This is a genomic window from Salimicrobium flavidum, from assembly GCF_900156645.1.
Taxonomy (GTDB): domain Bacteria; phylum Bacillota; class Bacilli; order Bacillales; family Halobacillaceae; genus Salimicrobium; species Salimicrobium flavidum.
On sequence record NZ_FTOC01000002.1, the window covers coordinates 251,091 to 275,406 of the forward strand.

At 47.4% G+C, this 24,316-nt stretch carries 23 protein-coding genes and 1 riboswitch; of the genes, 19 read left to right on the forward strand and 4 right to left on the reverse strand.

Annotation, left to right across the window (positions count from 1 at the left end; translation table 11 throughout):
- The first annotated feature begins 7 nt into the window (after nt 1-7).
- Nucleotides 8-1,249: an aminopeptidase gene (locus BW944_RS04500; RefSeq protein WP_084193620.1), complete on the forward strand. Its 1,242-nt coding sequence runs from the start codon at nt 8-10 to the stop codon at nt 1,247-1,249.
- Between the two features lie 57 nt (nt 1,250-1,306).
- Nucleotides 1,307-1,480 carry a hypothetical protein gene (locus BW944_RS15120; RefSeq protein ID WP_200806492.1) on the forward strand — a complete coding sequence of 58 codons (174 nt, stop codon included), beginning with the start codon at nt 1,307-1,309 and terminating at the stop codon, nt 1,478-1,480.
- Nucleotides 1,481-1,721: 241 nt separating this feature from the next.
- Here the strand turns inward: BW944_RS15120 and brnQ are convergent, their stop codons facing one another.
- A complete protein-coding gene (gene brnQ, locus BW944_RS04505; protein WP_076557156.1) occupies nt 1,722-3,053 on the reverse strand; it encodes a branched-chain amino acid transport system II carrier protein in 1,332 nt (443 codons plus the stop codon).
- A 374-nt stretch (nt 3,054-3,427) separates the two neighbouring features.
- Here brnQ and BW944_RS04510 point away from each other — a divergent pair, with 374 nt between their 5' ends.
- Entirely contained in the window at nt 3,428-5,281 is a 1,854-nt protein-coding gene (locus BW944_RS04510; protein WP_076557158.1) for a cation:proton antiporter, read from the forward strand.
- A gap of 14 nt (nt 5,282-5,295) precedes the next feature.
- Here BW944_RS04510 and BW944_RS15125 read toward each other — a convergent pair whose 3' ends face one another.
- Nucleotides 5,296-5,472 (reverse strand): SE1832 family protein, encoded by a 177-nt coding sequence (locus BW944_RS15125; protein WP_200806493.1) that lies wholly within the window; start codon nt 5,470-5,472, stop codon nt 5,296-5,298.
- Between the two features lie 317 nt (nt 5,473-5,789).
- On the opposite strand from BW944_RS15125, the gene BW944_RS04515 reads away from it, so the two are divergent.
- The 3 genes from BW944_RS04515 to BW944_RS04525 all read left to right on the forward strand — a co-directional run bounded on the left by BW944_RS04515 (nt 5,790) and on the right by BW944_RS04525 (nt 8,823).
- Nucleotides 5,790-6,347: a TRAP transporter small permease gene (locus tag BW944_RS04515; RefSeq protein WP_076557160.1), complete on the forward strand. Its 558-nt coding sequence runs from the start codon at nt 5,790-5,792 to the stop codon at nt 6,345-6,347.
- 30 nt (nt 6,348-6,377) lie between these two features.
- The gene (locus BW944_RS04520; protein WP_076557162.1) at nt 6,378-7,643 is read left to right on the forward strand and encodes a TRAP transporter large permease; all 1,266 of its coding nucleotides are present in this window, start codon (nt 6,378-6,380) and stop codon (nt 7,641-7,643) included.
- Nucleotides 7,644-7,719: 76 nt separating this feature from the next.
- On the forward strand, nt 7,720-8,823 hold the full coding sequence (locus BW944_RS04525; protein ID WP_076557164.1) for a DctP family TRAP transporter solute-binding subunit: 1,104 nt from the start codon (nt 7,720-7,722) through the stop codon (nt 8,821-8,823).
- A gap of 369 nt (nt 8,824-9,192) precedes the next feature.
- Here BW944_RS04525 and BW944_RS04530 read toward each other — a convergent pair whose 3' ends face one another.
- Entirely contained in the window at nt 9,193-10,275 is a 1,083-nt protein-coding gene (locus BW944_RS04530; protein ID WP_076557166.1) for an AI-2E family transporter, read from the reverse strand.
- A 440-nt stretch (nt 10,276-10,715) separates the two neighbouring features.
- On the opposite strand from BW944_RS04530, the gene BW944_RS04535 reads away from it, so the two are divergent.
- Genes BW944_RS04535 through BW944_RS04545 form a run of 3 tightly spaced genes read left to right on the forward strand, consistent with a single transcriptional unit; the run spans nt 10,716 to nt 12,151 of the window.
- A complete protein-coding gene (locus BW944_RS04535) occupies nt 10,716-11,495 on the forward strand; it encodes a TerC family protein (RefSeq protein WP_076557168.1) in 780 nt (259 codons plus the stop codon).
- Between the two features lie 15 nt (nt 11,496-11,510).
- The gene (locus BW944_RS04540) at nt 11,511-11,702 is read left to right on the forward strand and encodes an SE1561 family protein (protein ID WP_076557170.1); all 192 of its coding nucleotides are present in this window, start codon (nt 11,511-11,513) and stop codon (nt 11,700-11,702) included.
- Nucleotides 11,702-12,151: an OsmC family protein gene (locus BW944_RS04545; RefSeq protein ID WP_076557173.1), complete on the forward strand. Its 450-nt coding sequence runs from the start codon at nt 11,702-11,704 to the stop codon at nt 12,149-12,151. The genes BW944_RS04540 and BW944_RS04545 overlap by 1 nt, the downstream gene beginning before the upstream one ends.
- Nucleotides 12,152-12,377: 226 nt before the next feature.
- Here BW944_RS04545 and BW944_RS04550 read toward each other — a convergent pair whose 3' ends face one another.
- Nucleotides 12,378-14,039 carry a glycoside hydrolase family 13 protein gene (locus tag BW944_RS04550; RefSeq protein WP_076557175.1) on the reverse strand — a complete coding sequence of 554 codons (1,662 nt, stop codon included), beginning with the start codon at nt 14,037-14,039 and terminating at the stop codon, nt 12,378-12,380.
- A 219-nt stretch (nt 14,040-14,258) separates the two neighbouring features.
- A riboswitch (FMN riboswitch) is annotated at nt 14,259-14,399 on the forward strand.
- A gap of 107 nt (nt 14,400-14,506) precedes the next feature.
- On the opposite strand from BW944_RS04550, the gene ribD reads away from it, so the two are divergent.
- The 10 genes from ribD to BW944_RS04600 all read left to right on the forward strand — a co-directional run bounded on the left by ribD (nt 14,507) and on the right by BW944_RS04600 (nt 24,280).
- Nucleotides 14,507-15,601, forward strand: coding sequence for a bifunctional diaminohydroxyphosphoribosylaminopyrimidine deaminase/5-amino-6-(5-phosphoribosylamino)uracil reductase RibD (ribD, locus tag BW944_RS04555; RefSeq protein WP_076557177.1), 1,095 nt, complete (start codon nt 14,507-14,509; stop codon nt 15,599-15,601).
- Nucleotide 15,602: 1 nt separating this feature from the next.
- On the forward strand, nt 15,603-16,244 hold the full coding sequence (gene ribE, locus BW944_RS04560) for a riboflavin synthase (protein WP_076557179.1): 642 nt from the start codon (nt 15,603-15,605) through the stop codon (nt 16,242-16,244).
- A gap of 201 nt (nt 16,245-16,445) precedes the next feature.
- A complete protein-coding gene (locus BW944_RS04565) occupies nt 16,446-17,639 on the forward strand; it encodes a bifunctional 3,4-dihydroxy-2-butanone-4-phosphate synthase/GTP cyclohydrolase II (protein WP_076557181.1) in 1,194 nt (397 codons plus the stop codon).
- Nucleotides 17,640-17,657: 18 nt separating this feature from the next.
- Nucleotides 17,658-18,122 carry a 6,7-dimethyl-8-ribityllumazine synthase gene (gene ribH, locus BW944_RS04570; protein ID WP_076557183.1) on the forward strand — a complete coding sequence of 155 codons (465 nt, stop codon included), beginning with the start codon at nt 17,658-17,660 and terminating at the stop codon, nt 18,120-18,122.
- Nucleotides 18,123-18,124: 2 nt separating this feature from the next.
- Entirely contained in the window at nt 18,125-19,543 is a 1,419-nt protein-coding gene (locus BW944_RS04575; protein ID WP_076557186.1) for a cryptochrome/photolyase family protein, read from the forward strand.
- 300 nt (nt 19,544-19,843) lie between these two features.
- Nucleotides 19,844-21,232, forward strand: coding sequence for an N-acetylglucosamine-specific PTS transporter subunit IIBC (gene nagE / locus BW944_RS04580; protein WP_076557189.1), 1,389 nt, complete (start codon nt 19,844-19,846; stop codon nt 21,230-21,232).
- A gap of 13 nt (nt 21,233-21,245) precedes the next feature.
- Entirely contained in the window at nt 21,246-22,403 is a 1,158-nt protein-coding gene (nagA, locus tag BW944_RS04585) for an N-acetylglucosamine-6-phosphate deacetylase (protein ID WP_084193621.1), read from the forward strand.
- A gap of 3 nt (nt 22,404-22,406) precedes the next feature.
- Nucleotides 22,407-23,144, forward strand: a complete 738-nt coding sequence (gene nagB, locus BW944_RS04590; protein ID WP_076557193.1) for a glucosamine-6-phosphate deaminase — start codon at nt 22,407-22,409, stop codon at nt 23,142-23,144.
- Complete coding sequence (locus tag BW944_RS04595) at nt 23,134-23,862, forward strand: GntR family transcriptional regulator (RefSeq protein ID WP_076557196.1); 729 nt, start codon at nt 23,134-23,136, stop codon at nt 23,860-23,862. The genes nagB and BW944_RS04595 overlap by 11 nt, the downstream gene beginning before the upstream one ends.
- A 157-nt stretch (nt 23,863-24,019) precedes the next feature.
- The gene (locus tag BW944_RS04600) at nt 24,020-24,280 is read left to right on the forward strand and encodes a hypothetical protein (RefSeq protein ID WP_234983119.1); all 261 of its coding nucleotides are present in this window, start codon (nt 24,020-24,022) and stop codon (nt 24,278-24,280) included.
- The last annotated feature ends 36 nt before the right edge of the window (nt 24,281-24,316 follow it).

Sequence of the window (24,316 nt, forward strand, 5' to 3'; positions counted from 1 at the left end):
GACACAGATGGAACAACAGATGCTTGAAAAATATGCTGATCTCGCTCTAAGAACCGGAGTCAATCTGCAAAAAAACCAGAAACTGGTCATTAACTCCACGGTGGAAAGAGCTGATTTCACGCGTATCGTCGTTAAAAAAGCGTTCGATCTCGGAGCGAAAGATGTACATATCATCTGGGCGGACGATGAGATTACGCGTCTACGCTATGAACATGCAGATACGGAAACGTTGAAAGAAGTGCCTGAGTGGCAGCAGGACATGTATAAGTCTTTCGGAGAAGAAGGGATGGCGCTTCTTTCGGTACGTGCCACAGACCCTGATCTCCTTCAGGGAATAGACGCGAAAAAGATAGCCGCTGCTCAGAAAGCGCGGAGTGAAGCGATGGCGGAATTCCGGAACTATACGATGAACGACCGAATCCAGTGGTCGATTGTGAGCGTTCCAATCACCTCCTGGGCCCAGAAGATCTTCCCTGAGGAAGATGCTGAGACGGCTCAGGAAAAACTGTGGGAGCAGATCTTCTCCATCGTACGTGTAGACCAAAATGACCCGGTAAAGGCGTGGGATGAGCATAATGACATGCTTGAAAATGCCCGTCAGTTCCTCAACAGAAAGCAGTACAAAGAACTGCTGTATCAGGGGCCGGGGACGAATTTAGCTGTAGCGCTTCCGGAAGGTCATATTTGGAAAGGGGGGGCCAGTGAGACGACAAAAGGGGTTCCTTTCAATCCGAATATGCCGACAGAAGAAGTATTCACGGCGCCTCATAAATATGGAGTTGATGGCATTGTGTCCAGCACAAAGCCGCTCAACTACGGCGGGAACGTGATCGATAACTTCACCCTCACCTTCAAAGATGGAGAGGTCGTCGATTTCTCCGCAGAACAGGGAGAAGAAACGCTCGAGCAGCTTCTTGATACGGACGAAGGGGCATCTCATCTCGGAGAGCTCGCCCTTGTTCCTCATGAATCTCCGATTTCCCAGTCCGGTTTAATATTCTACAACACGCTCTATGATGAAAATGCATCCTGTCACCTGGCGTTCGGAAAAGCTTATCCGAATAATGTGAAAGGTGGTTCTGAGATGAATGAAGAAGAACTCGACCAGAGTGGGGTGAATCACAGTCTCGTCCACGTCGACTTCATGATGGGCTCGTCAGAACTGGATATCGATGGAGTACTTGAAGACGGTACAGAAGAACCTGTCATGAGAAACGGAAGCTGGGCGCTTGATTTCAACAAAGATTGAAACACCCGGCTGCCGGGTATAGTATTTACAAATGAAACACACAAAGGAGTGATTACTATGCCAGGACCGGAACATGAACTTGCCGGATTTCAACCGAATCCGAACGAATTCGATAAATGCAATAATTGCGGCACCATGCTTAAAACAAAGGAAGAAAAAGAAGTGAAACTCTGTAAAGACTGCCAGGAACGTCATAAAGATCTCGAAACCGACTATGACGATGTGGAGTAGGAAGAAAAGTGAAAACTTCCGGTTAGAAGCTCTGAGATAAGTAGAAACCTCTCTCTACGGTGTTTTTTCCGGAGAAGAGGTGACTGCTTATAACACGGGCTTCTGGAAGTTGCAACTGGACAAGAAAAGTGAAAACTTCCGGTTAGAAGCTCTAAGATAAGCGTCCGCCTGAATATTTATTTTCAGGGTAGCCAAATCAAAAAAAGTTCCAGGCGCATAGGGCCTGGAACTTTTTTTGATTTTATCTATTACGCGATAAGGCGTATTTTTCCCTGCGTGACGGAGCAGGTTTGAAAAACTGAAGCAGTCCTCCGAGGAGACCTCCTGTCAGAGCAGGAACGGTCCAGGCAAGACCTACTGACATGAATGGCATAGCTTCCACGATATACGTAAGAGGAGCGATGCTGATATCAAGAGCCTGAAGACCATCATAAAGACTCACGATAGCGGTGAACGCCACTGCTCCCCTGTACACATAACTGGCATGACGGAAGGATCCTCCGATAAAAGCAAGGAAAACCAGTACAATCGCGATTGGATACAGGAACGTCAGAACCGGTACGGAATACGTTACAATCTGATTCAGTCCAAGGTTTGTCACTCCGAAACTCAGAATAGTGATAAAGGTGATTACCTGAAAATAAGTGATTCCAGGGACACGTTTAGAAAAATACTGTCCACATGCAACAGTCAGACCGACGCATGTCGTAAAGCAGGCCAGCGTGACGACCACCCCGAGGATGATGGTGCCAGTGGCTCCGAACATTGTTTCTGCAGCTTGAGCGAGAAGCATACTTCCGCTTGCGTACTCACCGAGGGGGGCCATTTTCACACCGATCCACCCGATAGCCGCATAGGCGAGACCGAGACCTGAAGCAGTTACAGCACCGGCTTTCATTGTCTGTTTCGTAACTTCTTTTTGACTTTCTGTACCACGCTGCTTCAGAGAAGAAATGACAATGATTCCAAAAGCGAGTCCTGCAATCGCGTCCATGGTCAGATACCCTTCAATGAAACCACTGAAAAAAGGGGTTCCGCTGTACTTTTCGTTCGGAGCTCCGATCTCTTGAGAAGGAAGAAACAGACTCCCTCCGACCAGAGCTGCTATGGATACGAAAAGAAGCGGCGTTAGCCACTGACCGACAATATCGACAAGTTTTTTTGGATTACGACTTATAAAGAAGACCACAAGGAAAAAGACGACAGAAAAAATGAGAAGCGTTGTCGAATTTATACCTCCTGTCCATGGAGCGGTTCCCATTTCATAAGCGACATTAGCTGCTCTTGGAATACCGAAAAATGGACCGACCGCTAAATAGATGAGAGAAATGAATGCTATTGCGAAGGTGGGGTGAACCCTTCCGGATAGCTCCATCACTCCTCCTTTTGATAAAGAGACGGCGGTGACAGCTATTATAGGGAGGCCGACCCCTGTAATGATGAAACCGAGAATGGCCGGAAGGTAATTACCTCCGGCCTCCAGTCCGAGAGAGGCGGGGTAAATGAGATTCCCTGCTCCGAAAAACATGGCGAACAACATAAAACCGACAGCAACGATGTTTGAATTCCTCATAAGGATGCGCCTCCAATGTATAAAGATGTTCCGGGGCAATCGGGCCTTGCATGGAACATTCTGTGGTGATGAATAATGATAATTTTTCGAAAATAAAATCAAACCGTCGTACATACTATCAATGTCGAAAAACTATGTCAATTCTTTTTTACTGAGGGCAAGCGGACCTGGTTTGGAAGAGAACGTTCATTTGAAAATCAGGTATACCCCCTCCTGAACAAAAAGGTTCGTAAACCAGGTGAAACCGTTCGGGGAACCTTGTAGCAGACTGGATTTTATTCCTTGTCTATTTAGTTTACACAGGCGATGGTAGCATATAGAATAAGGCTATACTTATGGAGAAAGCACCCTCTCTGAACAAGGAGATTACTTATATGCTCATCGATTCTTTGCTTTTACAAATTACACTCATCGGTCTGCTTGGTGTTGGTTCCCAGTGGGTCGCGTGGCGGTTCCGGCTCCCGGCTATCGTCGTGATGTCGATTGTCGGCCTGATGGCTGGCCCTTTGTTCGGTCTGATGAATCCTGCGGAAAGTTTCGGAGATTTATATTCCCCTGTCATCAGTCTGGCGGTAGCGGTCATCCTTTTTGAGGGAAGTCTGAACCTCGACGTTAAAGAAGTGAGAGGTCTCGGGAAACCGGTGTTTCGAATCGTGACCCTCGGTGCCTTCCTGGCCTGGATCCTCGGGTCTTTGGCTGCTCATTATATAGCCGGACTCAGTATAGCTGTGGCTTTCGTCATAGGAGGTCTGTTTATCGTCACAGGTCCGACAGTGATCCTGCCCTTGCTCCGCCAGGCGAAATTGAAGCCGAGGCCTGCGAAGATATTGAAGTGGGAAGGGATCATCGTCGATCCTATCGGAGCCCTGTTGGCCGTATTCACGTTTGAAATCATCGTTTTTCTTATGGGGAGTCCGGTGGATCCTTCGGCTTTGATCACATTCTTCCTTGCAGCAGCGTTTGCAGTTGTCATCGGCTATGGTCTTGGTAAAGGGGTCGGGTACATGTTCGAGAACGGATACGTACCGGAATTTCTGAAATCCCCGTTCGTATTTGCCGCTGTCATCGTCTGCTTCACTGCTGCAGATGAAATAACGCATGAAACGGGGCTTTTATCTGTTACAGCTATGGGGATGACGCTTGCGAATATGCGTATTTCTTCCATAGATGATATGAGGCACTTTAAAGAGAATATGTCCCTCTTGTTGATTTCCGCAATTTTCGTCATGCTCACAGCTTCTATGACCAGAGAAGCACTGGTGGAAATTTTCCAGCCCGGAATCATCGCTTTCGTATTGATCATGCTGTTTGTTGTACGTCCTCTTTCCATATTCATCTCTACGTTAGGGACGGATCTCAATAGATCCGAGAAACTTCTGGTGGGCTGGATCGCTCCGCGAGGCATCGTCGCTCTTACTGTTGCGAGTTATTTCGCCGAAGTGCTGGCCGAAGAAGGGTTTGAAGATGCGAATATTCTTATCTCGCTTACTTTTGCTCTGGTGTTCACCACAGTTGTGGCTCACGGATTTTCTATGGGATGGTTATCCAAGAAGCTCAACCTCTCCCAGGAAGGGCCACCGGGTGTGATGATTGTAGGCGGGAACCCGTTCACAACGAAATTGGCAGCAACACTTAAAAGTTTGGATGTACCAGTGGTTGTAGTAGATTCTTCCTGGAGGAAACTCACGAAACCGCGATCGGAAGGTGTGAAAACATTCCACGGGGAAGTGCTCAGTGAGCAGACGGATTACTCTCTGGATATGACTCCTTACGAGTATATGGTCGCAGCAACCGAGCTTGATTCTTATAACGCTCTTGTATGTACGACATTCGTGCCGGAATTCGGAAGGAACAATACATTCCAGTTGAACCTTAGTGATCAACGGGGAGATAATATTGAAGGGCTCGACCATACGATTGGTGGGCGTATTCTTTTCAGGAAAGATATTACATGGGATCCCTTGAATGATATGGTTGAAAATGGTTATGTTCTGAGAAAAACGACTCTCACTGAAAAGTATAAATATAGAGATTATATCGATAACCTTGATGAACAGGCGATTAAGCTGTTCGTTAAGAAGAAGGCGACAGGTATGATTTACTTTTTCACAGAATACAGCCAGTTGGCTCCTGAGAAAGGGGATATAGTAGTATCTCTGACGCCTCCGAGTAAAGAGTTCGAAAAAATCCAGGAAAAACTCGAAACGAAGCGAAAAAATAAGCAGTAGGGGCCCCTACTGCTTTATTTATAGCGTAATTCCTTTTTCAGATCGGATAGTTCATTCTCGATACGACTGAGGTGCGCTTCAGCACGATCGACGTTCCCCCCATTTGCTTCGAGTTTGTCCAAGTCTCCCTGCACCTGGATATAGTCGGATTTGAGTTCAGCGATCCGTTCTTCGATTTCATGTTTAAACATATGTGATTACCCCCTCGGCTCATTTTGTGTTATAATGTATTATATAAAAAACGGAAGAAGGATGCAAAAAGGTGACTTTTGGCACATCCTTCTTCTTTTTTAAAACTAAATATTTTGAATTATGAAAAAAGTACAGGAAAAGTTACTATTCCCTCTATTATGTTTGTGATATTTCTTATATAATAAAGGAAATACTGGGATAGAGGAATGAGAGTCCGGTATTTACTGACTAAGCAGGTTTGTGGGATTCTTAAGCCTTATGTACAATGGAGTATGTCCGATTTACCTGCGTACAAAATGAGGAGGTATAGCATAACTTGAAATTGCTTCGAGCTTTAGACAAAGGAATCTTAAAACTGGAAGAATTCATCCTGAGTTACGCAATCATTTTGATTGCACTCATGGTAATCAGTAAGCCGATCACCCGGACACTGCTCGGTTATACGTTGCCTTTTGCGGATGAGGTCAGTCAGATATCCGTTACCATTGCCACTTTCATGGGTATCAGCTATGCCGCTCGAAAAGGGAGACATATCAGCATGTCCGCTTTTTATGATATGGCTCCGTTCAAGGTAAGGAAGGTTTTGGCCATATTCATTCCATTTTTAACTGCTATCATTCTATTTGTGTTAGCATATTACTCCACTTTATATGTTCTCGATATCAAGGATTCGGGACGTGTCACTTCAGCCCTGCAAATGCCTATGTATATCCTTTACATGTTCATTCCGATCGGCTTTTTCCTCGGTGGGATCCAATTCATACGAAACATGTGGATTAACATCCGAGACAAGGATAATGTTTACCTGGGAACGGATGCCAAGGATTACAATGACTTGGAGAATAAGGAAGTTGAAAAAACAGGGCATCTGTAGCAATTATTCCAAAGAAGAAAGGATAACAATATGCTGGCGACAATGTTAACAATTATGGTCATCCTGTTATTGCTGAACTTCCCGATGTTAGTTCCTCTGATGGTTGCACCGTTAATTGTCCTTTTTATCTATTTTCCGAATTTAGATCCGATGATTATGATGCAGCAGTTCTCCACAGGAATAGAAGCCTATGTCCTGCTGGCTGTGCCGCTTTTCATATTCGCAGCAGATATTATGACGACTGGTAAAACATCGAACAGGCTACTCGATTTCATCGGAGCCTTTATCGGTCATGTGCGCGGAGGGTATGCAGTCACCACCGCAGCTGCCTGTACGCTGTTCGGAGCGATTTCCGGATCTACACAGGCTACAGTTGTCGCGATTGGTACTCCGATGCGTGAACGGTTGTTGAAAATAGGGTATAAAGACCCTACGGCGATGGCACTGATCATCAACTCCAGTGACGTAGCCCTTTTGATACCGCCTAGTATCGGGATGATCATGTATGGCCTGGTATCCGGTACCTCAGTAGGCGACCTGTTTATTGCAGGTATCATCCCTGGTGTTATCGTGTTTTTGGCTTTCACCATTTACAGTGTCATCTACGCAATTGTAAAAGACATACCGCTTGCGAACAAAGCAACGTGGAAAGAACGCTGGAATTATACGAAAAGAGCTATCCTTCCAATCGGATTTCCGGTCATCGTAATCGGAGGTATTTACACCGGTTTGTTCAGTCCTACGGAAGCAGCTGGTGTATCCGTATTATATGCGTTCATTTTGGAAGTACTTATTTTTAGAGCCATTCATATTAAGCAATTGCCGAGTATTGCGAGATCGACCGGTATCGTAACTTCTGCCGTGTTTGTTCTTGTAGCCGGAGGGCAGGCTTTCACATGGGTCATCTCTTTCGCGAGAATTCCTCAGACGATTACAAATGCAGTGCTGGGGCCTGATCCTACCGCAATATTCGTTCTGGTTATGGTGTCTGTGTTTTTCTTTGTCGGGTGTATGTTTGTAGACCCGATTGTAGTAATTCTCGTACTGACACCAATTTTCTACCCTGCAGCGATGAATGCAGGAATCGACCCGGTCCACCTCGGTGTGGTTATAACGTTCCAGGCAGCTCTTGGTTCTGCTACGCCACCGTTTGGAGTGGACATATTCACCGCCAGTGCGGTCTTCAATAAACCGTATCTGGAAGTCATCAAGGGTACGCCCCCGTACATTGTCATGATGGTGGCGATCGCAATATTATTGATTTATTTTGAAGAGTTGTCACTCATGCTTCTATAAGCATGTGAAGGTATATCTTAAAAAAATTAGGGAGGTTTTCACCATTTTTAACAAAAAAAGTTTACTAACTGGTGTAATGGCATTGTCACTATCAGGATTTCTTGCTGCCTGCGGAGGCGGCGGTGACGAAGGCGGTTCCGGAGACGGCGGGGATTCAGCCGGCGGAAGCTCTGAAACATGGAGAATGGTAACCGAGGAAGTCGATGGTCAGGTGCAGTTCGAATATGCACAGGAGTTCGCCGACCGTATTAATGAAAAGACGGACGGAAGAATTACGATTGAACCGTATGAGTTCGGTGGTCTTGGTAACGAAACGGACCAGGTGGAACAGTTGGAAACAGGAGCTGTCGAAATGGCAGTTATGTCTCCCGGTTTCACAGGGAATATGGTTAAAGAAGGTCAGCTATTCGCCCTTCATTTCCTTTTCCCGGATGACGTAGCAAAGACTCAGGAAGTCTTGAATAACAGTGAAGCACTGAACACCGATCTTCGTGAGAAATATGAAGAACACGGTATTTCTCCGCTATCTTTCTGGACAGAAGGTGCGATGCAGTGGACGTCCAATACGCCGATTGAAGAACCTGCTGATTTTGAAGGTCTGAAAATGCGTACGCAGACGTCTCCTCTGATTCTTGAATCTTATAAAGCCTATGGTGCCGACCCGCAGTCTATGAGTTGGGGTGAGCTGTACACCGCTTTGGACCGTGGTACGGTAGAAGGTCAGGAGAACCCGATCTTCTTTATCGGAGATGCGTCCTTCCACGAAGTTCAGGATTACATGACGATCTCTAACCATAACAACTATGTAGCGATGACTACAGTGAACTCTGACTGGTATGAAGGTCTGGATGAAGAAACGCAGTCCACGATCGATGAAACAGTACAGGAAATGCAGGAATGGGTATTTGAAGAGCAGAAGTCTCAAAACGAAGAATGGTTACAGACCATTAAAGAAGATGAAGAAAATGCGACAGAAATCATTGAGCTTACAGAAGAACAGCGTGAAGCGTTCAGAAGTGAAGCTATGGGTGTCCGTGATTTCTATAGAAATGAAGTTTCTACAGTAGACGGAGCGATCCTTGATAAACTGGAGCAGGAAATCAGTGATATCTCCGGAGAAGATACTGGAGAAAGCTCTGAAGATGGTTCCTCTGAGGGGGATTCCGGTTCTGAAGAATAATGCATCATACAAAAAGTCGTTCTCCACGGAGAACGACTTTTTTACTTTTAGCTCTGTTATCGTTCCTCGTTGATTTTCGTTCTACGGGTGGAAGCTTGCCGCGGGCTTCCGGAATCTCCCTCCGGTCATTTCCGGTGATTTTCCGTTCATGCCTTGCCGCAGGCGTCCCCACCCTTCGTTCCTAAAATCAACAACAGGCTTTAACAGAGCGTTACTTTTAGTAAGTTTGGAAAATCTTAAGAACTTCTGGATTAAGGCTTCCACTTTATCTATTCCAGCTGCAAAGCCCAGAAGTCCATAATATAAGCGGCCAGCCCTGTTTCGGGAAAGAACACCCAAAGCCAGGACCGTCCGCTTATATCAGAACTTCTAAACGTGCTTTTCCACATTATCTTTCTTCCATTCTTCATAGAAATGTTTGATGGTAGCTTTGATTACGGCATAGGCAGGGATGGCGAATAATAATCCGAGCAATCCGGCAAGGCTTCCTGCCGCGAGTATGACTGTAATGATAGTAAGTGGGTGAATGTGCAAGGCTTTCCCCATGATATTAGGAGAAATCAGATTCCCTTCGATCTGTTGAGCGATGATTGTAATGATAGCCACCCAGAGAACCATGATCGGATCCTGGAACAACGCGACGAACAGGGCAGGGATGACGGCAAGAAAAGGTCCGATAAAAGGGATGACGTTCATCAGCATCGCAAACAGGGACAGGGTCAATGAATATTGAAGACCGATAGCCAGGTAGCCAATGAGCAAAAGCACTCCTACTGCCACACTTACTGTAAGTTGACCAAGGATGAAAGTGTACAATGTATGGTCTACAGAGCGTGCCCACCGTTCGAAACTATCCGCGAATTTCACGCTTTTTTCCTTCATGTACCCAGTGAGGAAAGGAAGAAGCCTCTCTCCATCTTTCAGCATGAAGAAAAGAAAGAAAGGCACGAGCACAAGAGAGAAAAGAAAAGCGACAATATTTGTAAGTACATTGATTACAGCGCTGGACGCATTCTGTACATAAGATTGCAGGTTGTCCGTAAAGTTTTGGATGGCACTGGTGACGTTATCAGGGATGATCTTCTGATTTTGCTGCCAGTAGTTGACCCACTCTTCGATCATTCTTGCCATCTCGGGTATATTATTTATCAATCTCGTGTACTGTTGCTGGGCAATCGGAGCAATGAACTGAACGATGAAATAACCGAGAGCAATGAAACCGATAAATACGAGAAGAATCGCAGGGACTTTCGGTACTTTGTTACGCACAAGCCATTCGACCACTGGTCTGCAAATATAATAGAGGACGCCTCCTCCGACAAGTGGAATTGCGATGGCGCTTATGTACGTCAGGATCGGCTGGAAGAAAAACTGGATTTCATGTAATAAAAAGATCAACAGAGAGATGGCAATAGCAGCCACAATCAGTTGAAACCATTTCTTGTTTATCATACGTACCCCGCCTTTTCATGAATATGTGTAATGTGTCCGTTTATTTGGAGACTGGCTCCAAAAATCTCAGTTAGAAATGAAAATCCTGGCAAGCAGGGTTTCCTGGTGAAATCTTTATCATTTAACTGTTTTCTGCTTTTTTAAAGGAACTGTGTCTATATTTTACTGGAAATCGTCACGGAAAGAAATGTTTATGTGAAACTTTATTTTCATCCACGGTATTCCGTATATCGTTTTACTGCATTGACTAAATAGAAAAAGGTGCTATGATAAACAATAGAAGGGAAGTAGCTGTTCAATAAAGTCGTCATCACGAGAGAAATCTCCGGCTTTATTGGCAACGACCGTTGTTTGCGAGACCTTTGCCTGTCAGGGCAGAGGTCTCTTTTTTGTGGGCTCTGACCGTGCAGGAACTGTAGGGAAAAGGGGACCTGTATTAAATGGAAGCACAATTATTGATCGAATATGGATGGGTGCTGATTGTACTCATAGGACTTGAAGGCATACTGGCTGCTGATAATGCACTGGTTTTGGCGATCATGGTGAAACACCTGCCGCCGAAGAAACGTAAGAAAGCTCTTTTTTACGGACTTGTCGGAGCTTTTGCGCTTCGTTTCGCTTCTCTGTTCGTTATCGCTTTTCTCGTGGATGTATGGCAGGTCCAGGCGCTGGGTGCGGCTTACCTTCTATTCATTGCCGGTAAACATTTGTACGATAAATGGAAATCGCGCGGGCAGGATGATGAAATGGAAGAAGAAATTACGTATGATGAACACTCGAAAGGAAAGGGTTTCTGGGTTACGGTCGTTAAAGTCGAATTCGCTGACCTGGCATTCGCCGTCGACTCTATTCTTGCAGCGGTAGCTTTGGCCGTCACCCTTCCTGCTACGGATTTGCCGACGGTTGGCAGTCTGGACGGAGGGCAGTTCGCTGTAATCCTTGCAGGTGGTATGATCGGTATCATCATCATGCGTTTTGCGGCGAATATATTTGTGAATATACTCCATGAGCGTCCGGGCCTGGAAATCGCAGCCTTTGTGATTGTAGGCTGGGTTGGTGTAAAATTAGTGGTATCAACACTTGCACATCCTAATATCCAGATACTTGATGAGCATTTCGCTCATTCGACGATCTGGAAAGTTTCGTTTTATACCGTGCTCATAGGTATTGCTGTAGCCGGATGGTTTTTATCCGGCAAAAAAGAAAAAAGCACAGCGTAAAAGGAGTGGACACAGATGGGACAAGCCCTTCAGGGAAAAGAAGAACAGTTTTCTTATATCAAAAACCGTGTTTCCATGTTGAATGATGTCGTCCAATCGGTAGAGACACCAGTCGATCAGGAAGAGCTGGAGCAGGTGGAACATATGATTCAAAGTCTTAATCGGAAAGTGATCAGATTTCAGGAAGACCGGGAGGAGGAAGCTTAATGGCATTACAACATTTTTATCTGAAAGCCGAATGGCCGGGCGGACGTAATTCCGTCGGTTCGATTCAGGCAGACAAACTGCACACGGAGATTTCAATTCCAAAAGAAATGGACGGACCGGACATTGGAACGAATCCGGATGAAATGCTTCTCGGTGCAGCTGCTACCTGTTATATCATTACGTTGGCAGCGATGATGGAGCGGGCGGAACTCGACGTGAAAGAAATGGATATGGATTCAGAGGGCGTTGTCGATGTATCGAACGGTGTCTTTACGTATCAGCAGATTATCCATCGTCCCAGAGTCGTGTTGGAGAATACGGCAACGGATGACGATTTTGACAAGCTTCAGCAGCTCACGAATAGGGCGGAAGCGGTATGCATGATTTCGCGTGCTATTGAAGGTAACGTAACGCTCACATTAGAGCCTGACCTTGCAATTGGAAAATAAAAGCATCACGCCAGGGGATATCTATTCCGGGGCGTGATGCTTCTTTTCTGGAACGTTCACAGTAGTGTTGTGAACTTGAAGGGAGCACAAAAAGTATTTGCAGTCTGTTCAGACGTTCCTGGCGTGGTTGAACGTCGTAGTAATAAAAGAAATGCGACATTCAGTCATGAAAATCTGACATGAATGTCGCACAAAAAGACTTCACTTTCTGCTTGGTCCAGTGCTTCTAAGCGGAAGTTTCCACTTTCTTTATATAAACGCGGGCTTCATACGGGCGTAAGGTGTGCAGGGCGAGTATGTCGCTGTAATTATGAAGGACAGCTTCTTTGGTACTGACAAGGGAGTCCGTATGCAAGGTCGCCGTTTTATCCGTCAGGTTGGCTACAACTATGGCCTGATCATCATCCAGCGTTCTCGTATAGGCATAGATGGAAGGGTTGCTTTCATCCAGCAGATTGTATTCGCCGTACGTAAACAAATCATACTTTTTCTTGAGACGGATCAGTTGACGGTAATAACTCAGTATAGAGGTTTCATCGTTCCACTGTTCGGCTACGTTGATTTTTTTATGATTCTGGTTGATTTTCATCCAGGGCTCTCCGGTTGTGAAACCCGCTTTTGTATCGCCGTTCCATTGCATAGGTGTGCGGCTGTTGTCGCGGGAAGTCATCCACAGATTCTCTAAAATCTCCCTTTCGGACCATCCTTCTTCTTTTTTCACGTCATAAAAGTTTTTGGCAGCGACATCATCATAGTCCTCGATCGAAGGCAGTTCTATGTTCGTCATTCCGATTTCCTGACCTTGATAAATGAAGGGAGTCCCTTGCATCAAAAAGTACATAGTGGCCAGGGAAGTGGCACTTTCTTTCCAGTAGTGCCGATCATTGCCCCATGTCGAAACAGCTCGTGCTTTGTCGTGGTTTTCAATGAACAGTGCATTCCAACCGTAGCCTTCGAGCCCTTTTTGCCATTTGGTAAGTGCCTGTTTCAGCGCGGGTACATCAAGCTTCTGTTCGGCTCCCTGGTCCCATAGATCGAGATGTTCAAATTGAAAGATCATGTCCATCTTACCTTCTTCTCCCACCCAGAGATGAGCCTCATCCGCGCTGACACCATTCGCTTCTCCGACAGAGAGCGCCTCATATTTCCCGTACGTTTCATCCTTGAACTCCTGGAGGAAATCGTGGATACCTTCCTGGTTCATGTGCATATCGAAACTTGCTACGTACCGTTCATTTTCCGGGTTCGGCATATCCGGAAGATCCGGGCGTTTCTTGATATGGCTTATAGCATCGATTCGGAAACCGTCGATTCCTTTGTCGAGCCACCAGTTGACGGTATCGTATAGCTCCCGGCGTACCTCTTCATTTTCCCAATTCAGATCAGGTTGACGTTCGGAGAAGATATGAAGATAGTATTGTCCGGTCGTTTCATCATATTTCCAGGCGGGGCCGTCGAAAATACTTTCCCAATTGTTCGGTTCTCCGCCGTTTTTTCCGTCACGCCATATATACCAGTCCCGTTTCGGGTTATCTCTCGAGGATTTCGATTCCAGAAACCAGGGGTGTTCGTCACTCGTATGATTGAGTACGAGGTCGATGATCAGTTTCATGTCACGTCTGTGGACTTCATCGAGCAACCTGTCGAAGTCAGCCATAGTACCGAAGTCTTCCAGAATATCTTTGTAATCCGAAATATCGTAGCCGTTGTCATCAAGTGGGGATTTGTACATCGGGCAGATCCAGATGAAATCGATCCCGAGTTCTTTCAAATAATCGAGTCGGCTGATCATTCCCTCGAGATCTCCGATGCCGTCTCCGTTCGAATCCTGAAAGCTGCGAGGATATACCTGATATCCCACGGCTTCTTTCCACCATGTACGTTCCATAACCATCAATCCTCCCTGCATTCTATGCTCCCGTTTTCTTTCCATCCCAAAGTAATTGAATCATTTATTATGAAATCATTTATGCAATCGTTTTCGCAAGCTACGATTAGCATACAGAAAACAGCGGGATATTGCAACCGTTTTCCTTGAAAGCAGAAGGGAAAGCAAAAGGATTGCAGATTCTGGTGCTTTCCTATATAGTAATAGGTAATTCAATATAGTATCTTTCGGGGTCAGGTGAAATTCCTAGCCGGCGGTATTGGACATGAGTCCTCAGCCCGCGACGGGGAAGTGCGTATTCCCCCTGATTTGGTGAAATTCCAAAGCCGACAGTTAAAGTCTGGATGGGAGAAAGATGATTTAATCCTGGTACACGTGTACCTTTTTTTAAGTATCTTTATGCCCTGAAGGACAACTGTTCTTCAGGGCTTTTATATTTGTATAAAGACAGACGTGGAGGAACAATGATGAACAGAGATCAGTATTATATGGAACTGGCAGTGGAAATGGCACAGAAAACGATGGGTCAGACGGAACCGAACCCGGCCGTAGCCGCTGTAGTAGTGAAAAATAATCAGATAGTCGGAACCGGACTCCATGTAAAAGCGGGAGAGCCTCATGCGGAAGTGCATGCGCTGAACATGGCGGGTAGTCATAGCGAAGGTGCGGAAATCTACGTGACCTTAGAGCCGTGCAGTCACCATGGCCGAACGCCTCCTTGTGCGGATGCGATTGCGGAAGCAGGTATCAAACGTGCAGTGATCGCCTCGTTTGATCCGAACCCGAAAGTCGCCGGTAAAGGAACGAAAAGAATGAGGGAGGCCGGGGTCGAAGTGGTGACCGACGTGTGCAGAGAAGAAGCCGACGCCATCAACCGGTCTTTTTTCCATTTCATTTCGAAAAAGAAGCCGTACGTCCGTTTGAAATCGGCGATGAGTCTGGACGGAAAAATAGCTACATCCACCGGCGAAAGCCAGTGGATCACAGGAGAATATGCGAGGAAAGACGGTCACTGGTATCGCCACCGTTCGGGAGCGATTCTCGTCGGTATCAACACTGTCTTGACGGATGATCCGATGCTGACGGCGCGTCTCGAAGAAGGTGGGAGTCATCCGGTACGTATCGTCCTTGACAATCACCTGCGTATGCCGAATGAAGCTAAACTTCTTCATGATGACACTTCACCAGTGTGGATTATAGTAGGAAGTACCGTTACGGATAAACAACTCCATGATTTCGAGGTACCTCCACACGTGGAGATTTTACGACAGGAAAAGGAAACAGTGGACATCGACACACTGCTTTTGACAATCGCGGAAAGAAATATAGCCTCTCTTCTCGTTGAAGGAGGAGGTACGGTGGCAGACAGCTTTGTCCGTTCGAGAAACGTTGATGAAGTGATCACGTATATAGCTCCGAAACTGATCGGAGGAAGGAAAGCACTTACCCCGGTCTCCGGCACCGGGATTGAACATCTGCATGATGCGATGACCTTTGCTGTCGTGCATCAAAGCAACGTAGGGGAAGATATCAAAATCGTTTCAAGGAAAGAAGGCGAGTGAGATGTTTACAGGGATCATTGAGGAAATAGGAACGATCAAGTCGATAGAAAAGAAAGAAGAAACGATGGATGTGACGATCGAAGCTTCGGTCATTTTAAGCGACGTTCAGGAAGGGGACAGTATCTCCATCAATGGCGTTTGTCTCACGGTGACGACGTTCACAGAGAATACCGCTTCTTTTGACGTCATGCCGGAAACGTTCCGTGCTACGAACTTCAAGGACCTTACAGAAGGAAGCAGAGTGAATCTGGAAAGGGCACTGGCTGCGGGCGGTCGTTTTGGAGGTCATATCGTCTCCGGCCATATCGACGGTGTCGGACGAATCGTGAGCAAAACGCCGGAAGCGAATGCGGTCTATTACGAGATTGAACTCCCGGAGGAGCTGACGCAGTATTTTATTCACAAAGGTTCGATTGCAGTCGACGGTACGAGTCTTACCGTGTTCGGGGTGAAAGGGAATACCGTCCTCATCTCCCTCATTCCTCATACGATGGAGCATACCGTGCTTGGAAATAAGGAAGCTGGGGACGATGTGAATATCGAATGTGACATGATCGGGAAGTATATCGCCCATTTCATGAAGAACCGGGAGACTGAGGAAGGAATCAGTGCCAGTTTTCTGAAAGAGAACGGGTACGTCTAAAGAATTAGCTCTGTTAAAGCCTATTGTTGATGATAGGAACGGAAGGTGGAGACGCCTGCGGAATGAGCATGGAATGAAAATCACCCGGAACGACCAGAGGGAGCTTCGGGAAGTTTCCACCATGCCCGCGGCAAGCTTCCACCTGAAGAGACGAATATCAACAACAAACGATAACAGAGCCAAAGAATTAGGGGGGATATTATGTTCGATTCGATAGAACGAGCGATTGAACGGTTGAAAAAAGGAGAAATGGTGATCGTCTGTGACGATGAGGATAGGGAAAATGAAGGGGATCTAGTGGGGGTCGCCGAATATGCGACGACGGAAATGATCAATTTCATGATTACACACGGACGTGGACTTGTCTGTGCGCCGGTCACGGATGAAGTGGCGGAGAACCTTGAATTGATGCCGATGGTCGGAGAGAACACGGATCCGAACAAAACAGCGTTCACTGTGAGTATCGACCACCGGGATACGACGACAGGGATATCTGCAGATGAACGGGCGCTCACGATCCGTGAAATGCTGAATGAAAAAGCGACGGCTTCTGATTTCAACCGTCCGGGGCACATCTTTCCGCTTATCGGAAAAAAAGGTGGCGTACTGCGCCGGGCCGGTCATACGGAAGCATCCATCGACCTTGCCGAGCTTGCGGGGGCGAAACCGGCCGGGGTCATCTGTGAAATCATCAAAGATGACGGTACGATGGCCCGTGTGCCGGATCTTAAGAAAATGTCGGAGGAATTCGATATTCCGATGATCACGATCGCCGATTTGATTCAGTACCGTTACAATCATGAAGCCCATGTGAAGCGCGAAGTGGAAATCAATCTTCCGACGGAATACGGAGATTTCCGGGCAATCGGCTTCACGAACGACATCGACTATAAGGACCATATCGCTCTGGTGAAAGGTGATATCGACCCGGATGAACCGACACTGGTTCGCGTCCATTCGGAATGTCTCACAGGGGATGTGTTCGGGTCGTGGCGCTGTGACTGTGGTCCTCAGCTCCACAATGCCCTCCGTCAGATTGACGAAAACGGCAGCGGGGTATTGGTGTATATGCGACAGGAAGGCCGGGGCATCGGTCTGATGAATAAGCTTTACGCCTATAAACTTCAGGAAGAAGGCTATGATACCGTCGAAGCCAATGAAAAACTAGGGTTCGCGCCGGATCTGCGTGATTACGGCGTAGGTGCTCAGATTTTGAAGGACCTCGGCATTACGAAACTGAAGCTGTTGACGAACAACCCGAAAAAAATCTCCGGCCTTGGCGGATATGGGCTGGAAGTTACGGACCGGGTGGCGATTGAAATGCCGTCCCGGGAAGAGAACGCGCGTTACATGGAAACGAAACGATCCAAAATGGGTCACTTATTTCACTTATAAAGGAGAGCTTAAAAACTTATGGTAAATAGACTTGAAGGCAACCTCGTAGGAACAGATCTTAAAATCGGAATCGTGACCGGGCGATTCAATGAATTCATTACGGAACGACTTTATGAAGGAGCGGTGGGCGCTTTGAAACAGCACGGCGTCGATGAAGCGAATATCGATGCAGCGTGGGTCCCGGGGGCTTTCGAAATACCACTGGCTGCGGATCGTATGGCGGCTTCCGGCAAGTACGATGCGGTCGTCACTCTTGGTGCAGTCATACGCGGTTCGACCCCCCATTTCGATTACGTTTGCGGAGAAGCGGCTAAAGGCGTGTCCCAGGCATCTGTGAAGAACAGCCTGCCGGTCATTTTCGGAGTGATAACCACTGATACGATTGAACAGGCGATTGAGCGTGCCGGGACAAAGGCCGGTAACAAAGGCGCAGAAGCCGCTGTTGCTGCTGTTGAAATGGCGAACCTGATGAAGCAGGTGTAAGGATGACTACTTCCATCGTATGGATCCGTAACGATTTGCGTCTCGGGGATAATATTGCCCTGAAAGAAGCAGTGAATCATCTTCGCGAGGAGGATGAGTTGCTTCTTCTTTTCCACATCCACCCGGAGCTGGTCCGCGATTTTGATCTGCAGCAGGATTATTTTTTTCAGACGGTGAAGGTTTTCAACGAAACATCCGGTCCGCTTCACTTCATTTACGGGGAAGAAGAGGAAGCGTTCCATTCGCTGTTTGAAGTTGTGACGGATGCCGGTGATATTTATTTCAACAAGGCGGAAACCGGATTCGGTAAAAAACGTGATGAGCGTGTCCTCGCTTTGCTTGAGGACAAAGGGATCCGCGTTCATACGTACATAGACCACCCTCTGCACGGAGCGGAAGAAGTGACGAAGAAAGATGGAGGTCTTTACCAGGTCTTCTCTCCGTATTTCAAACAGTGGCAGAAGCTTCCGAAGCCCGGTATGCAGCAGGTGGACCGGGATAAGCTTTCCCGTCATCTCACCGATCGGACAGAGGAATTTTCTTCGGGAGGCGAAAAGTACAACCAGCTGACCAAAAAACCGCTCCGCGACTGGCAGGAAGTCGGGGAAGAGGCGGCACTGCAGAGACTCGCCGCTTTTCTCGATGAACCTGTCTACTATTATGATGAAGACCGGGATATTCCATCAAAGGACGGGACGAGTCTGATGAGCCGGTATTTACGGACGGGAGCGATTTCTCCGCGCACCGTCTATCACAGAGTCATGCAGGATACGGACGGACGGAAACGGCAGGACGGAGTGGAAAGCTTTATCCGTGAGCTTGCTTTCCGCGATTTTTATCATATGGTTTACTACAATCATCCGGAAGCTGGAGACCAGGAACTGACGGAGAAATTCCGGGGGATCCCGTGGAATGAAGATGAAGAGATTTTTGAAAGGTGGAAGCGTGGTGAGACGGGCTTTCCGTTCATCGATGCCGCAATGAAACAGCTGAATGAAACCGGATGGATGCACAACCGGGCCAGGATGGCGGTCGCTTCGTTCCTGACGAAAGATCTGCTGATCGACTGGAGAAAAGGGGAGCGGTACTTCCATCAGAAACTCGCCGATTACGAAGCGGCTTCGAATATCGGGGGGTGGCAGTGGGCCGCTTCGACAGGTACGGACGCCGTCCCTTATTTCCGGGTCTTCAATCCCGTCCGGCAGTCGGAGCGATTCGACCCGCATGGGGAGTACATTAAAGCATGGATTCCGGCCCTGGCGGACGTGCCGAAGACATACATCCATGAGCCGCATAAGATGCCCGGGGAAGAACAGAAGAAAGCGGGCTGTATCATCGGCGAAGACTACCCTGAACCGATGGTGGATCATAAACGGATGCGCGAACGTGCGATAGAAGTGTATAAACAGAGGAAAGACTGACCTTCCGGGGTCGGTCTTTTTTGTTTGTGGTCGTTTTGAGGGGTTCAGAAGACTTGGCCTCCGACGAGCACGGTAATCCCAGAAGTTATGAGGTGCTCGGGGGAACGAAACATCGCGAGCGCCTCATAACTTTTTTTATAAGGTGTTCAGGCGCAGAAAGGGACAATGAACCCGGGATAAAAATAAGCCTCAGTACTTTTGAATGACCTTTTATCAATTTTGAAAATTGGTATAGACAACTATATACCTTGATGGTACAATCCATATAAAGCGTTTTCAAAAAAGAAAGGAGTTTTTATTGTGTTAGCATTTTTGCAACGGATCGGAAAATCACTCATGTTTCCGATTGCGACCCTTCCTGCTGCTGCGCTTCTTCTGCGCCTCGGTATGGATGATATGCTTGATATCGCATTTATTGAAGCAGCGGGGGCAAGTATTCTGGAAAACCTGCCACTCATTTTCGGTATAGGAATTGCGATGGGCTTCGCCAAAGACGGAGGCGGCGGCGCCGCTTTATCAGGGGCCATAGGTGTCCTCGTCTTACAAGCCGGGGTGGAGGCCATCAACGAAGACATACAGATGGGAGTATTCGCCGGAATCATCGCCGGTATCTCTGCCGGTATGCTTTATAACCGGTTTTATGATATCAAACTTCCGGAGTATTTATCTTTCTTCGGAGGGAAACGATTCGTACCGATCATTACTTCCGCTGCCATGGTCGTACTTTCTTTCGTCATGGGCTATCTGTGGGTATATCCTCAATATGCGCTTGATGCAACTGCACAGTGGATTCTCTCTTCCGGAGAACTCGGAGTCGGTGCTTATGGATTTCTGAACCGCCTCTTGATTCCGGTCGGACTGCACCATGTGATGAATACCCTTATATGGTTCGATTTCGGAAGCTTTACGACAGCTGCCGGAGAAACCGTAAACGGAGAAATCAACCGCTTCCTTCAGGGAGACCCGGACGCCGGTTATTTCCTTGCCGGATTCTTCCCGATCATGATGTTCGGTTTACCGGCTGCGTGCCTCGCGATGTATGCGGCTGCAAAGAAAGAGAAAAAAGCTGCCGTCGGCGGGATGCTAGGAAGTATCGCTCTCACTTCCTTCCTTACAGGAGTGACGGAACCGATCGAATTTTCTTTCATGTTCCTGGCTCCGGTACTGTACGTCGTACACGCAGCGCTTACCGGGATGTCGATGGTATTAGCATATATGCTTGATGTGCGTCATGGTTTCGGCTTCTCGGCGGGACTGATCGATTATCTGCTGAACTTCAATATTGCCGAGAATCCGCTCATGCTTCTGGTGCTCGGTCTGGTGATGGCGACTCTCTATTTCGTTATCTTCTACCTGTTGATTACAAAACTGGACCTGAAAACACCTGGGCGTGAGGATGATGACGAAGAAGAAGAGGGAACATCGTACGCAGGGACCTCGGACTACGATGAAAAAGCGTCTGCTTACATTGAAGCTCTAGGCGGAGAGGATAATATCCATACCCTGGATTATTGTACGACAAGACTTAGACTGACGATGGAAGACCGGGAAAAAGTGGATGGAAAAAGACTGAAACGAGAAGGCTCCAAAGGTGTCATCAACATCGGCACAAGCAACCTGCACGTGGTGGTAGGCACCAGCGTTGAATTTCTGGCTGAAGCGATGAAGAAACAGATGAAAAATAAATAAAGGAGGAATGGGGATGAGCATCGAGTATCAGAACGTCCGGATTGTTCAGGAAGACCGCACCATCGAACGGGGGAGTATTCTTTTCGATGAAGGGAAAATAATAGATGTGGCAGATGCCCCTTTTCATCAGGGGGGCACGATCATAGACGGTCATGGACTTACGCTTTTTCCGGGCTTTATAGACGTACACATCCACGGAGCGAACGGCCACGACGTGATGGATGCGACGCCGGAAGCACTCCAGGGGATAGCGGACATCCTTCCTGAAGAAGGGACGACTTCTTTTCTTGCGACCACGATGACCCAGTCCTCTGAAGCTATTGAAAATGCAGTGAGCAACGTTGGCACATTCGATCAGAGAGGTGCCACAGGTGCTGAATTACTGGGGATCCATCTGGAGGGCCCCTTCATTTCCAGAAAAAAAGCGGGAGCGCAACCACTCGATTACATCAGGGAGCCTTCCATCAGCCGCTTCGAATCTTTCCGGAACAAGAGTCGCGATAAGATACGTCTCGTCACGCTCGCACCTGAGGAGGAAGGCGCAGATGAATTGATCCACCATTTGAACAGTCACGGCATCATCGCTTCGATGGGGCACACCAGTGCAACGTTTGAGCAGGCGGAAAAGGCTGTAGAGGAAGGCGTGCGTCACGTGACCCATCTGTACAATCAGATGAGCGGGTTTCATCACAGAGACCCGGGTGTTACAGGTGCGGCTTTTACGGATTCACGTCTCATGGTGGAGATGATCGTCGATTATGTCCATTCGAAAAAAGAAGCTGTGCAGGTAGCATACCGTCAGCTGACCGATAAACGGACGCTGCTCATCACTGATGCAATGCGTGCCAAGTGTCTGCCGGAAGGGACCTACGACCTCGGTGGCCAGGACGTTACGGTGAAGGACCAGCAAGCCGTACTCGAAGATGGAACGCTTGCTGGAAGTATTCTCACTTTGGCAAAAGCGGCCCGGCTTATGAAACAGAATCTTGCTTTGACCGACCAGGAACTTCTATCCATCACTTCTTTGAATGCTGCGCGTGAGCTCGGGGTGGATGACCGGAAAGGAAGCATCGAAAAGGGTAAGGATGCCGACTTCGTGCTGGTCGATGATGATTTCAACGTCCAAGCGACTTGGTGCCGGGGAGTAGTCGCTTACGAAGGGAAGGAATAGAAAATGAAAATCAAGGTTGTGAAAGATTACGAAGAAATGAGCCGGGAAGCTGCGTTATTCATTGAAAAAAATGTAAGGGAGAACCCGCAACTGACGCTCGGACTCGCTACCGGTGGCACACCACTCGGTACGTACCGTTTTCTTGCACAGGGTCATAGAGAGCGGAAGATGGACTATTCCCGGGTGACGACGTTCAATCTGGATGAATATGTCGGCCTTCCGAAAAATCATGAGCACAGTTATCATTCCTTTATGCAAAAACATCTTTTTTCTTTGGTGCCGTTTGGGAGAACCTATATTCCTAATGGAGAAGCAGCCGATCTTGAGGAGGAATGCATCGCTTACGAAAGACTTATTGAAAAGGAAGGACCTCCGGATATTCAGCTGCTTGGTATCGGCAGCAACGGTCATATCGGTTTCAATGAACCGGGGGCATCATTCGAGGGGGAGACGCACGTAGAGACATTGGCTGAAACGACCCGCAAGGCCAACGCCAGATTTTTCCCTTCTCCGGAGGACGTACCGAAAGAAGCGATCACTATGGGAATCGGTTCCATTTTGAAAAGCAGAAAAATCTTGCTGCTCGCTTCCGGATTGCGGAAAAACGAGGCGATCCGACGTCTTCTTAAGGGAGAAATGGATGAATCCTTCCCGGCCTCTGCTCTTTATCACCACGAGAATGTTACACTGATAGTGGACGAAGAAGCTTACGGGAAGGGTGTAGAGGACATTGCTGAATAAAGAATCCCCCATGCCGATGTATTACCAGATCGAAGAAGATATCAGACGAAAAATAGATCAAGGAATTTTTATGCGCGGGGCGCCGATCCCCTCTGAACGGGAATTATCCGAAACTTACGGCGTAAGTCGGATGACGGTACGCCAAGCGGTTTCGAATATGGTGCGGAATCGTCTTCTCTACCGGGAGAAGGGGCGTGGAACATTCGTAGCTGAACAGAAATTCGAGCAGCCTCTACAGGGAGTGACCAGTTTCAGTGAAGATATGAAACGGCGAGGGCTCTCCTCCCACAATGAACTCCTCACTTTCGAAACAAGGATGCCCGATGAGACGACGAGAGAGCTTTTGGATCTGAATGAGGAAGAGGTATATCACCTGAAGCGGATCCGCTATGCTGATGATGAACCGATGGCTATCGAAGAAACCTTCATTCCCGTACGATTGTTTCCGGAACTTGATGCGCGGAGACTCGAAGAACTATCCTTCTATGAATATATCGAAACAGAAACAGAGCAGTCGATCGGAAGGGCCAGACAGACGATCGAAGCGGGGATAGCCGGAACGGAAGAAGCGGAACCGCTTGCTATCCAGGAAGGGGATGCGATTCTTCAGATTGAGCGTGTCGGTTACTTGAGCACAGGCTCCCCGTTTGAACGCAACATATCCATCTATCGCAGCGACCGGTATAAATTCATCAGCGATATGTACAGACAGCACTAATAATCCTTTTGCGCTTTTTATCAGTAAAGTGTTGAAATTTTGTCGAAATGTTGCGATAATTATTTCAATCCACAAATTGTTATACAATTTGCGTGTCGAAAAATATGAATTCTCTTTTAGATAATCAGGTGCAGAAGGAGTGATTCCGTTGAGGATTATGACTCAGGTATGGATGGATGACAAACATCGTGTCGGGATTATGGAGAGGGAGGACGGGACCCTCGGTAATACGTACCACCCTATTGAAATCACGGATAAAGAAAAGCGCGAATTCTCTATAATCGAAAACAAATGGTTCACTACGTACAACGGGGCTCGACAATTCTTCCGGCATGAAACGAATGATTTCATCGTGCAGGGACGAATGAAAAAAGTCGATGTAACCATTAAAATCGAAACGTTCGTACTCACTGAATAAGAAGCGACCCGACACCTCCATGCTAAGCGTGGAGGT

Excerpts from the sequence above, each read along its gene's own strand:
- nagB (WP_076557193.1), top strand. The coding sequence starts at position 22,407 with ATGAAAATCAAGGTTGTGAAAGATTACGAAGAAATGAGCCGGGAAGCT.
- BW944_RS04535 (WP_076557168.1), top strand. The coding sequence starts at position 10,716 with ATGGAAGCACAATTATTGATCGAATATGGATGGGTGCTGATTGTACTC.
- nagA (WP_084193621.1), top strand. The coding sequence starts at position 21,246 with ATGAGCATCGAGTATCAGAACGTCCGGATTGTTCAGGAAGACCGCACC.
- BW944_RS04510 (WP_076557158.1), top strand. The coding sequence starts at position 3,428 with ATGCTCATCGATTCTTTGCTTTTACAAATTACACTCATCGGTCTGCTT.
- BW944_RS04530 (WP_076557166.1), bottom strand. The coding sequence starts at position 10,275 with ATGATAAACAAGAAATGGTTTCAACTGATTGTGGCTGCTATTGCCATC.
- BW944_RS04550 (WP_076557175.1), bottom strand. The coding sequence starts at position 14,039 with ATGGAACGTACATGGTGGAAAGAAGCCGTGGGATATCAGGTATATCCT.
- ribH (WP_076557183.1), top strand. The coding sequence starts at position 17,658 with ATGGTAAATAGACTTGAAGGCAACCTCGTAGGAACAGATCTTAAAATC.
- ribE (WP_076557179.1), top strand. The coding sequence starts at position 15,603 with ATGTTTACAGGGATCATTGAGGAAATAGGAACGATCAAGTCGATAGAA.
- BW944_RS04500 (WP_084193620.1), top strand. The coding sequence starts at position 8 with ATGGAACAACAGATGCTTGAAAAATATGCTGATCTCGCTCTAAGAACC.
- BW944_RS15125 (WP_200806493.1), bottom strand. The coding sequence starts at position 5,472 with ATGTTTAAACATGAAATCGAAGAACGGATCGCTGAACTCAAATCCGAC.
- BW944_RS04520 (WP_076557162.1), top strand. The coding sequence starts at position 6,378 with ATGCTGGCGACAATGTTAACAATTATGGTCATCCTGTTATTGCTGAAC.
- BW944_RS04600 (WP_234983119.1), top strand. The coding sequence starts at position 24,020 with ATGACTCAGGTATGGATGGATGACAAACATCGTGTCGGGATTATGGAG.
- brnQ (WP_076557156.1), bottom strand. The coding sequence starts at position 3,053 with ATGAGGAATTCAAACATCGTTGCTGTCGGTTTTATGTTGTTCGCCATG.
- BW944_RS04525 (WP_076557164.1), top strand. The coding sequence starts at position 7,720 with ATGGCATTGTCACTATCAGGATTTCTTGCTGCCTGCGGAGGCGGCGGT.
- BW944_RS15120 (WP_200806492.1), top strand. The coding sequence starts at position 1,307 with ATGCCAGGACCGGAACATGAACTTGCCGGATTTCAACCGAATCCGAAC.
- BW944_RS04540 (WP_076557170.1), top strand. The coding sequence starts at position 11,511 with ATGGGACAAGCCCTTCAGGGAAAAGAAGAACAGTTTTCTTATATCAAA.
- BW944_RS04575 (WP_076557186.1), top strand. The coding sequence starts at position 18,125 with ATGACTACTTCCATCGTATGGATCCGTAACGATTTGCGTCTCGGGGAT.
- BW944_RS04545 (WP_076557173.1), top strand. The coding sequence starts at position 11,702 with ATGGCATTACAACATTTTTATCTGAAAGCCGAATGGCCGGGCGGACGT.
- ribD (WP_076557177.1), top strand. The coding sequence starts at position 14,507 with ATGAACAGAGATCAGTATTATATGGAACTGGCAGTGGAAATGGCACAG.
- BW944_RS04565 (WP_076557181.1), top strand. The coding sequence starts at position 16,446 with ATGTTCGATTCGATAGAACGAGCGATTGAACGGTTGAAAAAAGGAGAA.